This is a genomic window from Shewanella sp., assembly GCF_048265805.1.
Lineage (GTDB): Bacteria > Pseudomonadota > Gammaproteobacteria > Enterobacterales > Shewanellaceae > Shewanella.
Map to the genome: position 1 here is coordinate 69,279 of NZ_JBLXAT010000019.1, position 15,310 is coordinate 84,588.

The following is a 15,310-nucleotide window of genomic DNA, read 5'->3' on the forward strand; positions in this document are numbered from 1 at the left end:
TTCACCTATCGCGTGAGCAACCTTGGGGCTGGATCACTATTTTGCATTTTGATCGGCCAATTTCTCCCTTCTCGAAACGCTTGGTTAAGAAGATCACATTTAGTTATTTCGGCTTTTCCTATAATGCACTGCAATTACCAGCGGTTTCTTCGGGCGTGATGTAAGACACTGCTGAGCTAAGTGGTACGCATTATTGTGCGAATAACGTGGTTTCATCAGCAATACCTTTTAGGGCATAGACGGTCATTAACTTATGTTGCAGTCAATATCGCAACCACGTACACCCAAGTTTATGTTGGAAGAACGAGTCAACGGGACCCCTAAAATGTTGGGGGTATCATTACTGCTGATGTTGATGTTGGCCTTGAGTGTGTACTTTCTCAAGCACTTCCCCGCGGGTGAAGTGGCCATGCCGTTAGCCCAACAAAATCTCACCTTGGCTTCCGGTCAGCAGGTGCAACTGCTGCTATTTGCGAACTCCCGTACCAATAACCACATTCTGCAATCGCGAGCGACGATCTTAGCGTCGGCGTTGCTGCAATGTCGTGCCACGGTATGGCAGCAAGTGTATCTCTCTATCTCCCACGAAAAGCAGATTATGAACGTGACCATGAAAGGCAGTAAAGATGGTCACTTTTTACTGCGCAATATCAAAGCCAGTGACGTCGACCGTCATATGGGTTTTTTCAATCAACAGTGGTTAGCGGGAGTTAATCTCTGTGAATAAAATCTGGATCTGGCTGGTGTTGTTGTTAGCCGTCACCTTAGCCGTCGTGCGCTTATCTATTGGGCAACAGCAACCGGAAACGCAGCTTTTGCTTAACTGTAGCTCGGAACTTTATGATCATCAGCAAGGCGGCAACTCACACCAATATTTCATGTTGATGGACTTACAGGCGCGGCACCACAATGTGGTGCTTAACTATCGTTACTTCTCTACCGATGGGCAGCCGCTGGGTAGCGTTAAATTGGAAGGCTCAATCACGCGTCGGCCAGCGGGTACGGCTTATGATATGAGTATCACCCATAAAGATGAGCAACTGCTGCAAGATGTTAAGCCGTCACATATGGATTATCTGTCTTACATCAGTAACTTAAACCTTACCAATAAAGCATCGCATCCGATGGTGATTGAGATGCTCGATACTGACGAGCTGCAACACTACGCGGTGATCCGTACCCAACCTGGTAACGCTATTTACGGCTGCCGCTTACAGAACTAATCTCGGCTTCCATTATCTGGTAAATTCGCTATATTCTAAGCCAATCAAATCAATTAGTTGGATAGGATACGCCCGACCTTGTCAAAACTGCGCATTAAACAAGAAGAAGAACTTTCAATTAAATTCAGTCACCTACTTGCCCGTGGTGAACAGCGCAAGCTTGACCTGTATTTTTCGCTGCCCAAAGAGATGGGCATTGGTCCCAACAGCCTCAATGAAGAAGAGTATTATTTCAGTGGCGTCCAAGGTCGCCGAGCGTATTACTCCGAAGGGTTACACCTACCGCTGGTGCAATCACGTTTTGTCAGCCAGAAGAAACGCACTTTAGAAGAGTTCCGTCTGTATATGAATCTGTTCGCCTACCAATATGCGGTGGCGATGGAAAACGATGCGCGCGAGTTAGCGCGTATTGAAGAGGACGCGCAATTTTTTGAAGGCTTGAACGAGTTTACCGTACATGCCAGCACCTTGTTACGCCGCTTTCGGCGTGGCGCACCAGCCGATGAAAAATGGCGCCACTATTTTGAAAACGCGGATAACTATCTGTCATGGTTTACCGAGCAGCAGTTACTCAAACTATTGAGTAAGCGCGACATGCAGCACAAGGTGTCAGAGCGGGTATTACAGCTGTGTCACGAGGAGCAAGCGTACCGTAAATCACACAACTATAACTCTGAACGTACCCGTGAAGACCCCAACCGCATTGCCAACAAAATGCTATTACTGCGGCGGTTGATCCAGCAAGGGGTGGTACTAAAAGAGGATTTGAAAACACTCGGTGTTGGCCTGAAAAAGCTTACTACCGGCTTTGCCACGGCGTTGGTGATGTTAGTGGTGTCGTCATTGATCATCAAGGCGCAGGGCGTGTTCAACGGCCTGACGTTAGCGATGGTGTTCGTGCTGGCCTTGATTTACGGCGCCCGTGAAATCTTTAAAGATGATGTGCGTAATGCACTATGGCGTATTGTACAAAAAGGACGGCCACGTTGGAGCCGCATTCTCACCGATACGACTACCCATAGCTTAATTGCCCGGCAGTTGGTGTGGCTGGAGTTTGTGAAGAGCAAAGATCTTCCCGACGCGGTCAATGAGATCCTCAAGCGTCGCCACAGCCAAAACAAAGTGGACGCCGAAATTTTGCATTACGGCATCTCTACCCGAGTAGAAGATACCGACTTTCTCACCGGCTATAACAGTATTCAAGAGCAGGTGGTGTTTAGCTTGGTGCCATTTGTGGATTTTCTGGAGCAGGGCAAAGACGAGTTATACCGTGAGCAAGACGGTGAGATTATTGCCGAGCAAGTGGAGCGCCGCTATCAGATCAACTTAGTGGTGGTGTGTCAGCGCCTGAAACAACCGCCGCAATATGCCCGTTATAAGATCACCGTTAACCGACGTCAGATTGTCGAAATCACCATGAGTGACTTGCCGGAAAACGTGCCGTTGATTGATGATTTGGTCACCGACAATACCAGTGCCACCGCAAGGTTGGATCAACAATCAGAGCCGATAACGGAGAGTTAACGGCGCTGTGCCTAGCGCTGTTGGTGGAAAATAACCACACAGTGCATCACTACCTTACCTAAATTCCACAGAACCTTCTGCCAACATGCCCATTGAGGTCAACAGCAACTAGGCATTATGCCTGGTTGCTGTCTGACGGCGTGGTAAACGCTTGGCAGATATTACCTGCACCATTTTGTTTCGCGCGTTTTAATCCCACTTCGGCATTGAGTATGAATTGGCTCAAGGTCTGTCCATCATTGTAGGCGGCGATGCCGATGCAAATGCCATCTGCTAGGCCGTGATGGTTTAAGCTTTCCAACGTATTTTTCGCATAGTGATGTGCAGCGGTTGGCGTACTCTCTGGCAGCAGAATGGCAATTTGCCCCAACTGCCAGTTCGACATCTGGTAACCTCGTGGCAAGTCGCGCAGTAAGTGCATCTCGACCTGTTGCTGGCGGCTCTCAAGTTTTTCTACCTCGCTCAAATGGCTCAACATGCCGCTAGGGCTGATATCAAGCAGCATCAAGCAACTGCTATGGCGGTCTTGCTCGCTCATGGCGGTAAAGTAGCGTTCTAGCGCTGGCAGTTCATTGAGCACCGAGCTGCGGTAGGGCGAGATATCGCGGCGTATATTCAGCCGTTCATTTCTGGCCTGCTCTAAGGTACAGATCAGATAATCCAGCTCACCCTCATTATCCACACAGCCCTTCAGCGTGGTTTGCAAACAGCCGCTGCGATATTCATCGCAGAGGATCTGCCCTTGCCAATGCCCATGGAGATTGATCAACTGCAAGATACGTTCCCACTGGTTTTCGAAATCGTTTTTCAGTAGTTGCGCTAAGCTGACGTCGGTACGGCCATGTAACTGCATCAGATGATCAAAGCTCTCGTTCACTTTAATCAGTTGACCCGCTGGGCTGACCAACGCCGTCGCCACTGCAGAATCACTCAGCAGTTGGCTCAAATGATTATCTTGTCGTGCCTGTTTTAACTCGCTGATATCGTCAAAGGTGATCAAGGTGTAGATGGTATCGCCTTCGCCAGTCAGGCGGATGTTGGCGCGCAAATAGAGTGTATCTATGGTTTGCAACTGGATTTCACCGCGCCATGCGGTTTCCTTGAGCAGATGCTGCTGCACTTGTTGATACCAACGCTCATCTTGCTCAAAGAGTTTCTGAAGGTTACGGCTCTCAATATCTTGTTGATTCAGTTTTAAAATCGCGGCGGCGCGGGCGTTCGAGCAAACAATCCGACCAGCGGCACTCACTAACAAACAACCCGTATCACCACGGAATAAGCCATCAGCTAACTCAATAGCACTGGCGCGAGAGCGCTGTTCGATACGATACAGATGCACTAACAAGATCACCGCAGCGGCCAGCAAGGTCATCAGTACCGATGAAATTAGCAGTACATTACGCCACTCCTCAAAGCGTTGGGTAATATCTTGGTTGCGAATATAGGACAACAGCACATATTGGTGGCTGTTATTGTTTTGCGCGCCTAACGGCGTTTTCAGGTAAACAAAAGCCGCATTATCGCCATGAAACTCACCAAAGTTGTTCATGGCAAGATCGCGCCAAAGTTCTGGGTAGGTTTGTCGTAAGCTGATGCCTAAGGTATCAGGCACGCCAGCCAGCGGCGATAGGTTGCTAGCCCCCGCATACAACTGGCCTTGGCTGTCGAGCAGCAGTAACGGCGAATCATTGCTAGAAAACACCGGTTTAATGGCTTGCAGCATCAGTTCTAGCGAGTTGTAGGTCACCAGATAACCCCGCAACGATTGATCCGGATTCTCCAACCGAGCAATCTGCATCTGGTACGGTTCTAGTCGATCTTCATAAGGGATGAACTCGATGGTCGACGCCAAAATATCGTGTTCACTGAGTTGATTCACTTTCTTCATGGTGTCGGCCGACAGCGGGGCATTGCCAAACATATTGCCGCTGGAGAGTTTGAATTTACCCGCCACGTCGTAGAAGGCGATATCCATCAACTCAGGGATATTGCGTTTCAGCGCAATCCAACTGCTGATTAGCCGCTGTTGCTCCTGCTTGCCCGGTGAGTTAAGAAAGTGCTGCAGTTGCTCAGAGCGTGCAAACATCTGCGTACGAAACTGCTGGAAAGAGACTTTATCGGCCAGTAGGGTGCCGACCGTTTGCAGCTCGCTATAGCGCTGCACCGCCCATTCTTCTTGAAACTTACGCTCGCCTAAGGTGATCACAACATTGGTGATCAGCACTATGGTAATCACCAACATACTCAATTGGCTGACGACAGCTAATAAGCGTTGGCGAGACCACTGTACGCCACGCAATAGCGGGATCAGTGGTGAGTCCTTGAGTCGTTGATGTTTACTGAACATGAAGCCGTAAGTTAAGGATAAATATGCAGCTATGTTAACACGAAAATTTCAGCACAACAGTGCCGCTATGCGGTTGAGTATTCATCAATTGGCTGAGCTGCCTTGAACTGCTATTGCTGACATATCTAGCGAGTCGCCAAGAGTTGTTCGCACCATGCTAACCAACCACATCCAACTGGCGATGTTTAAACTTGCAACCCGCCTGTTCCACAAGCTGCTGGCATGCACGAATATCCACGCCTTCCAGTCCATCAATGGCTGATACTTGTACGTCTGCAATATAGCGTGGGGCGTCGATAATAAATTGATTCACCGCCTCCCAAGCACCGCGCAGCCTTGGTTGACAGTGGCTTTGATACAACTGTGGGGTGTTGGCGTTGAGCGATACCGACAGCGCATCCACACAATTAGCGAGCTCCGGCAGAATATTGCGGCGATGGAACAGATTGCCTAGGCCGTCGGTATTGACTCGAACACGACCTCCTTGCCGCTTAATTTCGTGTGCGACCGTCAACAAGGTCGGCAGATTGAGAGTGGGCTCGCCATAACCGCAAAAGACATATTCATCGAACTGCTGGACATCGCCCAGCAGCGGGAGTATTTCATTGGATTTGGGTTGATGGTCTAATGCCAGTTGATATTGGTGCACTTGCTTGCTGCCGTTGTGTTTTGGGCAAAATTGACAGCGTAAGGTGCAGCGGCCGGTGATGTTGAGATAGCGACTATTACGGATGTCATACACCAAAGTGCATGGCGATGCTTCATGGTTCATGGGAGTATCAGGCTCGAAAACGTCAATATGTTGAGTTTAACTAACCTTATCTTTGCGAAATGTTGTCACGGTCAAACTGTGCATAAGTTCAACACCGCTCAGTGACTAAACAGAGCGGTGTTGAACAGTGAACAGCGTTTTGGGCTGGCAATTAATGCTCGTGTTCCGGTTTCCACCAGTACACATATAACCGATGGAACCCACGGCCAACGCGGCGGAAACCTGCCTTCAAATCTTCCAAAATCAGGTAAGACAGCGGCACCATAATCAGCGTGACTACAGTGGAGAACAGAATACCAAAGGCCAGCGATACCGCCATTGGGATCATAATCTGTGCCTGTAAGCTCTTCTCAGTGATAATGGGGATCAAGCCAACAAAGGTGGTTAACGAGGTCAGAATAATCGCTCTGAAACGTTCACAGCCTGAGTTAATCGCCGCGTCGTGCATCGAGAACCCTTCTGAGCGTGCGCGGTTAACAAAGTCGACCAGAATCAACGAGTCATTCACCACCACGCCCGCTAAGGCGACAATGCCGCACAAGCTGAGGATGGACATCGATAAGCCCAACACTAAGTGACCAAACAGCGCGCCAATCATACCAAACGGGATCACCGACATGATGATAATTGGTTGACTGTAGGAGCGCAGCGGAATCGCCATCAGCGCATAGATAGTGAAGATAGCGAATACGAAACCTTTCACTAAACCCACTAACGCATCGGCTTCATCTTGGGTGGCGCCGTCTAACGTTGTTGAAATGTGCGGATACTGCTTTTCCAACTCAGGTAAATAGTCCTTGGTGATTTCGCTCACCACTTTGGATGGCTCCACCTTGTCTTTGTTGGCGTTGGCGGTAATGGTAATCGCGCGGCGGCCATCCACACGAGTGATCGACGAGTAGCTGTCACCCAGTTTCACATTGGCGACGCTACTAAACGGCACTTGGTTGCCATCCGCAGTACGGATCATCATGTTTTCCAAGTAACCTATGGTCGTACGTTGCTCTTGCGGGTAACGCACCATCACTTTGATCTCTTCCTTATTACGCAAGAAACGCTGCGCTTCAAAGCCGTAGAAACCATAGCGTACTTGGCGCGCCAAATCTGACAGGGTTAACCCAAGCGCTTCGGCTTCTGGTTTGATCTGCAGCTTGATTTCATGGCTACCGGACGAGAAGTTATCGGCGACATCATGCACACCATCGAAGGTTGACAGTTTTTTCTTCAATGCATCAGACGCTGCTGCCAACTGCTCTAGGTCACTCGACACTAGGCGGAAGGAGATATCGCCGCCTTCACCATTGGTGCTGGCATTGAGGCTGAGGTTTTTCACCGCAATCAGTTCAGGCAATTGCTTACGCCAAGCTTCGGCAATGGTGTTGCCATCAACGTCACGGTCTTCTGATTTGGTCAGCTCAGCGAAGATAAAGGCTGAGGTGCGGCTATCCATATTGATAAAGCTATGGTTAACCACTGGATAGCCCAGCTCTTTGATCATCTTGTCGTTCATGGCATACAGCGCGTCTTCAATCTGCATCACCACTTTTTGGGTGTTTTGCTCTGACGAGCCTTCATCCATCTCAAGGTTAACTTGAATAAAGTCAGATGGAATATCAGGGAAGAACACCCAGCGTACCTTGCCTGTGGCTACCATAGCGATGGAAACAAACAGCAGGCAGGTAAACAGCATCATCACGGTGTAACGGTTGGGGATCAGTCTTTCCATAAAACCGCGGTATTTCACGTCGATGAAGTACTGCACTTTATCGTTAAATTTACGGCGGTTACGCGCCATAAAGCTGTTGGGGTTTTTACTTGGTTTCATATGCGCTAAATGCGCAGGCAAGATCAACTTGGATTCAATTAACGAGAACGTCAAACACAGAATCACAATCAAGCCGATGGAGATCCAAAGGATCCCCATGGGGCCAGGCACCATCAGCATCGGAATAAAGGCGGCGATGGTGGTCAGCACCCCAAAGGTGGCAGGCATGGCGACTTTCTTGGCACCACGGATCACGTTATCTACTGAGTGCCCATACTTTTCGGTTTCGGTATGGGCACTTTCGCCAATGACAATTGCGTCATCCACGAGGATCCCCAGCACCAAAATAAAGGCGAACAACGTCAACATGTTGATCGACAGACCGATGAACTCCAACGGCATCAACGCGAGGGCGCCGAGGAAACAGATCGGCAGACCCAGCATCACCCAGAAAGCCAGTTTCAAATCTAAGAAGATTGCCAGAATGATGAATACCAAAAAAGCACCATAAAGCATGTTGTTCAACATCATGCTCAAACGCCCTTTAAGGTAGTGGGTTAAGTCCCCCCAATAATCCAGTTGTGCGCCGGTTGGCAGGGTGGCTTTGCGTTTGGCAATATAGGCCTTAACTTGGTCGGCAATCGCAATCGCATCTTGGTCATCAATACTGGTGACTTCGATAATCGCGGCAGGCTTACCGTCAAAGCGGGTGTAATCTAGGCGTTCTTCAAAACCATCGTTAATGGTGGCGACATCGGGCAGCATAATGCGGCTACCGTCAGCGCGGGTACTGACTACAATTTTGGCAAAATCGTCATAGGTGTAGGCTTGGGCTTTAGTACGCAGCAAAATGTTGCCATCTTGCGCTTTAATTGAGCCGCCTGGCAGATCAATCGAGTAGTTTTGTACCGCAGTGGCAACTTGGGAAAAGGTCAGGCCATATTCACGCAGCTTGTCTTCTGATAGCTCAATACTGATCTCATAATCCAGCACGCCAGCCACGCTGGCGCGGGTAACGGCGGGGAGGTCAGTTAACTCGTCACGGATCTGCTTTGCCAGCTCTTTCATTTCGTGTTGGTCGATATCGCCATAGACCGACACCCAAATGACATTGTTTTCTGGGCGAATACGGAAGATATCTGGCCGTTCAATGTTGGCAGGGAAGGTTGAAATCGAGTCGATGCGCAGTTTGGCTTCATCGAGCACATCTTTCGGATCATAGCCGTCGGCCACTTCAATGGTCACCGAGCCTACGCCATCACTGGCGACTGAGGTGATTTTCTTAATCCCCACCACATCGCGTAGCTCTTCTTCAATCTTGATGTTGATGCCTTCCTCAATCTCCTGCGGCGCGGCACCTGGGTAGGCCACGCTGATCCTGAGGTAGTTCAACTCAAAGGTGGGAAACACCTCTTTATTGATGGTAAACGCTGAAAACAAACCACCAATAACCAATAGAAACATCAGCAGATTAGCGGCAACGCTATTGCGTGCGAACCAGGCAATAATGCCAGTTTCTTTATTCTCTGTTTCCATTATTCGTTCCCTGCGTTCGCCAAATCTCGCTGTTGCTCATCAAGCGTGAGCGAGGCGTTATTGGCGTCACCTGACACCTTTACTTTCAGGCCGGTTTCCATATTCATCAAGGTGGTTTTCGCGACCCGTTCGCCTGCTTTTAAGCTGTCTTGAATGTAGACGTTTTCCATATCGGTACGCACCACTTTCACCGGACGCATCTCAATACGGTTGTCTTTATCCACAACGGCAATTTTATTATTGCGCACCAGATAGCGCGGTAATTTGGCAACGTTAGGCAGGGTACGACCACGGATTTCCGCATCAACAAAGCTACCAAACTTCAATGACATTTGGCCGGTTTGGGCAATGGTATGACGCAGGTAAGGGTCTTGTACTTCGGCCACCAGATAAACCATGCGGTTATTAGCATCGATTACGCCTTCGCTGCGAACGATATTGGCCACCCATTTCACCTTTTTGCCAGCTAATTCGGCCAACAGGGTAACTTCGGTGTATGGGTTGTCAGCCGATTCGATATAGGCCAGATCTTTGTTGGCCAGTGGCAAACGTACTTCGGCCACCGAGGTGTCGTACAGTTCACCCAAGTTATTGCCCGCGGTCACGTATTGCCCTAAATCCACATCGCGAGATGTTACTAAGCCATCAAACGGGGCACGGATCACGGTACGTTCTAAGTTACGTTGGGCGCGAGCTAGCTCAGCTTCAGCGTACTTAACGTTGGCTTGTTGCTGTTTCAATTGCGGTTTACGTAGGCCTAGTTCTGGCGGAATGCCCGAAAAACCTTGGAAATCAACCTTAGCGACTTCAGCACGGGCACGTTCCTCTTCCAGTGAGGCTTGTGCTTGTGCCAGATTGGCTTGGGCTTGTTTGAGGTCAGCTTGATAGTCAAACGGTTCAATAACCGCTAACTCATCGCCTTCTTTCACCATGCCACCAGCAACAAAGAGCGGCGAGATAGACTGAATACGGCCACGTACTTCACTGACTAATAGTGTGCGGTACTTGGGCTCTACGGTGCCGTAGGAGGCAACCGACAGGGTTTCTGTGTCGGGTTCGACCTGAATAACATTCACCACCGGCAAGCTTTCTTCTTCCGGTTTTTTTTCCGGAGGTTTTTTGGTGGCAAATAACGCAATGATCACTAATAGAGTCAGTGCAATCAACAAGATCGGCGGTAATACCCGTCTCAGAAAAAGATTCATAGCGGAGTTCGTTCCATGTGTTTAGCTAGCCCAATTCTGGCGCTTAAGTTACCAGAAGCGCTAATGGCAATAAATTGGTTTTTGTAAAGAAAATGTGTCAAACCACATAAGTGACCAAATGTTGCAAGTTTTTATCGTAAAAAAGGACACAATCTGTGCCCTTTTAACATGCTATCTACTTCTAATTAATCACTTTTTAGATTTCTTGGCTTTTGCTGATTTTTTAGCCTTCTCTTTACTTTTCTTCTTGGTTGGCACCTTGGCTTCTTTGTTATTTGGGCGCAAACCTTCAATGACACGTCGTTTTAGACGTTGTTCGGTATAACGCTCAATTTTGGCTAGAATGCCTACATCATGGGCTTCAACTAACGAGATAGCAGTACCTTTCTTACCCGCGCGACCGGTACGACCAATACGGTGCACATAAATATCGGCAGAGCGCGGCATGTCAAAGTTGATCACGTGGCTGATATCATCCACATCAATACCGCGAGCGGCAACGTCAGTCGCCAGCAGCACTTTTACTTCACCTTTGGTGAAACGGCCTAAGGCTTGGAAACGTTTTTTCTGTTCCATATCGCCGCGCATAAACGCCGCCGGAATACCCGCTTGTTGTAGCAAACCTTCTAGGCTCGCTACGGTTTCGCGTGTTTTGACAAACACTATGGCGCGAGTCACATCTTCGCTCTGCAAAATGGCACAAAGCAGTGCGAACTTATGGTTTTTGTCATCCGCCAGATGCACCCACTGATGAATTTTGTTCTTTTCGCTACGCGGTGGTTCAGTGGCGACTGTGACGGGATTATTCAGCAAAGTGTTGGCAAAAATCTGCACACCAGAGCCTTCCAGCGTGGCGGAGAACAGCATCTTTTGCTTACATTCCTGCGCTTCAATCGCGAGAGTTTGTACCACTTTAGTAAAGCCCATATCCAACATGCGGTCGGCTTCGTCAATCACCATGATCTCAACGTCGGTCGCTTTGAAGTTACCTTTGTCGAGATACTCCAGTAAACGGCCAGGGGTGGCGACCAAAATGTCGACATTACCCGCGAGGGTTTCTTGCTGTGGAGCATAAGGTACACCACCGGTGATGATGGCGATGTTTAGGTCTAAATCACTAGCAAGGTGACAAGCATAGCGGTGAATTTGGCTGGCCAACTCACGGGTTGGCGTGAGGATCAGAACTCGCGCTTGACCACCACGACGACGTGGAAAATCAATGAGGTGCTGTAGCGCAGGCAGCAAAAAGCTAGCCGTTTTACCGGTACCTGTAGGGGCGTGCGCCAGCAGATCGCGCTGTTCCATCGCTAATGGAATCGCTTGTTGCTGAATACTGGTAGGCGTCTGGTGATCCATCGCCTTTAGGGCATCCAGCAGTGCTGGATCTAAATCGAACTCTTCAAATAGCATGCAAATACTCTCGTATTGAATCGCGCGGCAGTATACCTGTTCATCGCTTGCGGTAACAGCATTTAAGCAAACGGATTAACGTTAAAGTTTAAGATAAAAATCTTGGGTGAGCTGGCGCATTATTGGCGTGTACTCGCCGTGCTGATCGCAAATGGCAAATGGGGTACTGAGCCAAGGCTGGGTTGGCGCATGGTTAGCAAGCAGCACTAACTGTCGCTGTGCGTTTTTTCCTGTGACGCTGCTGACGGCTACCGCGCGTTGGTAGCTAAACTCCGCTGTGGTGGCCGTAGCTTGAAAGTCCGCTAATGCTGGCGTTGGAATAATAAAACAGGCCACGCCGTTGGCGGCTAACAGCTGCTGGCAGCAGGTCATCAACTCGGCAAAGGGTAAACTCAAGGTATGGCGAGCTTGTGCCCGCGCTTGGTTACTGGCTAATGGGCCGCTAGCAAAGTAGGGCGGGTTACAGATGATCAATGCGTAGCGCTCAGTGGTTGCGGCGCTGAAAGCTTGGATGCTGCAATGGTGCAACCGCAGACGTGCCGCCCAAGGCGATGCCGCAAAATTGCGCTGACAGGCTGCCGCGGCACCATCATCCAGTTCTACCGCATCAATCTGAGCCTGCGCGTTACGCTGTGCCGCCATTAAGCTCAGTAGACCACTGCCAGCACCGATATCGAGGATCTGTTGTGCGCCAGCAACCAGCGACCATGCGCCGAGTAAAACACCATCGGTACTGACGGGCATGCCACAATCTGTGTCGTCGATGTGAAATTGTTTAAAGGTGAACGGCACAGAAAATCCTTAGCTGAAAAATGAGTGCAATATTGTAACCAAGTTTATCGCGCCATAGCAGTGGGTTAGCTGCACTTTAGTGTGAATTTGGCCGAGTTCATTGCGTTTTGTTGTTTGAAATTGCAATTGTTTTACGTGTTTCGCTATTGCTCGACAGGTAAGGCTTTGGTAATAGTGGGGCGGTAATATCGGGGTAACAACGATATGGCGAGAAATCAGACCGTTCTTTAGATGTGCCATTTAATAAAAATGACGGCGCCGCCAATATGGGAAGCGAGCGATAAATCTGCGTGTCATCTGGATTTATGGGCATTTTCCTCAAAATGAATGAAGCTGGATAAAAAATAATAACTTTAGAGGCAAACTGTGCAAAATAAGCAATTAACTGCGGGCGATATCATTGGCCTTGGATTTATGGCCTTCGCCTTCTTTTTAGGCGCGGGTAACCTGATTTTCCCGCCAATGGCAGGATTTCAGGCGGGCGACAATACGCCTTACGCCATGGTGGGATTTCTGATCACTGCGGTAGGATTACCGCTCGCAGGTTTGATTGCGGTGGCAAAATCTAAAGGCAAGGTGATGCGCATGCTGCCGCCAGTGGCCGCCATGCTGCTGGCGTCTGCTATCTATATCATTATCGGTCCCGCATTTGCCGCGCCACGTGCGGGCCTTGTGGCTTATGATATCGGCATTAAACCTTTCTTGGAAAATAGCACTGCCCTAATTCATCTTGGGGACTTGGCACTCAATCAAGCGCAGTTGCTTTTTACCCTGCTTTTCTTTGCCTTGGTGATGTTGCTGGCGTTGTTCCCCGGCCAATTGATGGATAGCGTTGGTAAATTCCTTACCCCACTATTGATTGTGCTGTTGATTGGCTTAGCCGTATCTGTGATTGTTTTCGCCAGTGGTGCCATGCCCGCGCCGACAGAAGACTATGCCAGCCATCCACTCTCGAAGGGGATTGTTGATGGCTACAGCACCATGGATACCTTGGCATCGCTGATGTTCGGCATGTTGATTATCGACTTGCTGCGTAAAAAAGGCGTCGATGATGTGACGCTACAAACCCGTTATCTGACTCGTGCTGCTTTTATTGCTGCCGCAGGTTTGGCGTTTGTGTATATCTCACTGTTTTACCTTGGCGCTACCGCTGGGGAATTGGGGAAAGGTGCCACGACCGGCGGGCAGATCCTCACTAACTATGTGAACCAATACTTCGGGGTATACGGCAATCTGGCATTGGCTTTGGTGGTGGGTTTGGCATGTTTGACGACGGCTGTCGGTTTGGTGACTTCCTGTTCTGATTTCTTTAGTGAACTGCTACCGGGACTGTCTTACCGCGTGTTGGTGGTGACACTGAGTATCGTCTGCGCCGTGGTGGCTAACGTCGGTTTAAGCCATTTGATTACTATCAGTATTCCAGTATTGATGATGGTCTATCCGGTCGCGATTGCCTTGGTGTTGGTGACATTCCTTGAGCGTTTTTTCCGTCGTCCGAAACTGACGCACCGAGTCTCGCTGTTGGTTGCGCTGTTCTTTGGTATTTTTGATGGCCTAAAAGTTGCCGCTAAGACCATGAAATCCTTTGATGTGAATGACACCAGTGCTTTGAGCCAAGCTGTTGTCGACTTTGCCGCATGGGTGGCTCCCGTGATGTCTAAGTTCCCGCTGTACGATCAGGGTATGGCGTGGTTAGTTCCTACCTTGGTCAGTGTGCTGATTTGCATTATCATTGGCCACAATACCCGCCCAGCGACAACTCACGCTCAGTAATATTTCGTTGCTGAACGCAAATGGAGTGCAGTTTTGCCTGCCAATGTGTATCAACCAGACCCGATCGTCGAAGCCTTTATCGATGATCTGTGGTCTGAGAAAGGGTTAAGTGACAACACCCTTTCTGCTTACCGTACCGATTTGCAACATTTTGATGCGTTCCTGCAGCAGCGTGGCGTGCAGTTAATCGACGCCGCGCGCGATATCGTCCAAGACTATCTGGGTAAACGATTTGATGAGGGTATCAAAGCCAGCTCGCAAGCGCGTTTACTCAGTAGCCTACGGCGTTTTTATGGTTTTCTGCTGGTCAGTAAACAGATAGAAAAAGACCCGATGGCGCTCATAGCCTCGCCTAAGTTAGCGCGTAAATTGCCCGATACGCTCACCGAAGCGGATGTCGATGCCTTGTTGGCGGAACCTCAGCCAGAAGACACGGTTGAAGCTCGTGATAAAGCGATGCTGGAATTGCTATACGCTACCGGCCTGCGGGTGAGTGAGTTGGTTGGTTTGACCATGGAGCAACTAGGCTTGCGCCAAGGTTTAGTGCGGGTCACCGGCAAAGGCGGTAAAGAACGGTTAGTGCCGCTGGGCGAGGTGGCGCTGGATGAAGTCAGCCGTTATCTGCAACATACGCGGCCATTGCTGTTGGGCGATGTCGCGAGTGATGTGGTGTTTCCGTCACTGCGTAGCCGCATGATGACGCGACAAACCTTTTGGCACCGAATTAAGTTGTATGCCTTACGCGCTGGTATCACAAAGTCATTATCACCACACACCTTGCGTCATGCGTTTGCCACTCATCTACTGAATCACGGTGCTGACTTACGGGTGGTGCAGTTGCTACTGGGGCATAGCTCGCTCTCGACCACGCAAATCTATACGCATGTGGCACAGGCGCGCTTGCAGCAGTTGCATGCACAATTCCATCCACGCGGCTAGTATGAGGGGGAGTAATATATTTGC

Annotated in this window: 11 protein-coding genes; 5 read left to right on the forward strand and 6 right to left on the reverse strand. The window is 49.5% G+C overall.

The window, feature by feature from the left end; genetic code table 11:
• The first annotated feature begins 253 nt into the window (after positions 1-253).
• From ACN0TT_RS13775 to ACN0TT_RS13785, 3 genes are all read left to right on the forward strand, one after another.
• Complete coding sequence (locus ACN0TT_RS13775; RefSeq protein WP_417762725.1) at positions 254-727, forward strand: hypothetical protein; 474 nt, start codon at positions 254-256, stop codon at positions 725-727.
• The gene (locus tag ACN0TT_RS13780; protein WP_417762726.1) at positions 720-1,223 is read left to right on the forward strand and encodes a hypothetical protein; all 504 of its coding nucleotides are present in this window, start codon (positions 720-722) and stop codon (positions 1,221-1,223) included. Before ACN0TT_RS13775 ends, ACN0TT_RS13780 begins: the two co-directional genes overlap by 8 nt.
• Before the next feature lie 78 nt (positions 1,224-1,301).
• The gene (locus tag ACN0TT_RS13785) at positions 1,302-2,747 is read left to right on the forward strand and encodes a hypothetical protein (RefSeq protein WP_417762727.1); all 1,446 of its coding nucleotides are present in this window, start codon (positions 1,302-1,304) and stop codon (positions 2,745-2,747) included.
• Between the two features lie 115 nt (positions 2,748-2,862).
• On the opposite strand, the gene ACN0TT_RS13790 is transcribed toward ACN0TT_RS13785, so the two are convergent.
• The 6 genes from ACN0TT_RS13790 to ACN0TT_RS13815 all read right to left on the reverse strand — a co-directional run bounded on the left by ACN0TT_RS13790 (position 2,863) and on the right by ACN0TT_RS13815 (position 12,574).
• Entirely contained in the window at positions 2,863-5,094 is a 2,232-nt protein-coding gene (locus tag ACN0TT_RS13790; protein WP_417762728.1) for a PAS domain-containing protein, read from the reverse strand.
• 157 nt (positions 5,095-5,251) lie between these two features.
• Entirely contained in the window at positions 5,252-5,866 is a 615-nt protein-coding gene (locus ACN0TT_RS13795; RefSeq protein WP_417762729.1) for a TatD family nuclease-associated radical SAM protein, read from the reverse strand.
• A 151-nt stretch (positions 5,867-6,017) separates the two neighbouring features.
• On the reverse strand, positions 6,018-9,167 hold the full coding sequence (locus ACN0TT_RS13800; RefSeq protein WP_417762730.1) for an efflux RND transporter permease subunit: 3,150 nt from the start codon (positions 9,165-9,167) through the stop codon (positions 6,018-6,020).
• Positions 9,167-10,372 (reverse strand): efflux RND transporter periplasmic adaptor subunit, encoded by a 1,206-nt coding sequence (locus ACN0TT_RS13805; RefSeq protein WP_417762731.1) that lies wholly within the window; start codon positions 10,370-10,372, stop codon positions 9,167-9,169. The genes ACN0TT_RS13800 and ACN0TT_RS13805 overlap by 1 nt, the downstream gene beginning before the upstream one ends.
• Positions 10,373-10,561: 189 nt before the next feature.
• Positions 10,562-11,782, reverse strand: coding sequence for an ATP-dependent RNA helicase SrmB (gene srmB / locus ACN0TT_RS13810; RefSeq protein ID WP_417762732.1), 1,221 nt, complete (start codon positions 11,780-11,782; stop codon positions 10,562-10,564).
• Positions 11,783-11,863: 81 nt separating this feature from the next.
• Positions 11,864-12,574: a tRNA1(Val) (adenine(37)-N6)-methyltransferase gene (locus tag ACN0TT_RS13815; protein WP_417762733.1), complete on the reverse strand. Its 711-nt coding sequence runs from the start codon at positions 12,572-12,574 to the stop codon at positions 11,864-11,866.
• 366 nt (positions 12,575-12,940) lie between these two features.
• On the opposite strand from ACN0TT_RS13815, the gene brnQ reads away from it, so the two are divergent.
• On the forward strand, positions 12,941-14,347 hold the full coding sequence (gene brnQ / locus ACN0TT_RS13820; RefSeq protein WP_417762734.1) for a branched-chain amino acid transport system II carrier protein: 1,407 nt from the start codon (positions 12,941-12,943) through the stop codon (positions 14,345-14,347).
• Between the two features lie 33 nt (positions 14,348-14,380).
• A complete protein-coding gene (gene xerD, locus ACN0TT_RS13825; RefSeq protein WP_417762735.1) occupies positions 14,381-15,286 on the forward strand; it encodes a site-specific tyrosine recombinase XerD in 906 nt (301 codons plus the stop codon).
• Positions 15,287-15,310 lie beyond the last annotated feature (24 nt).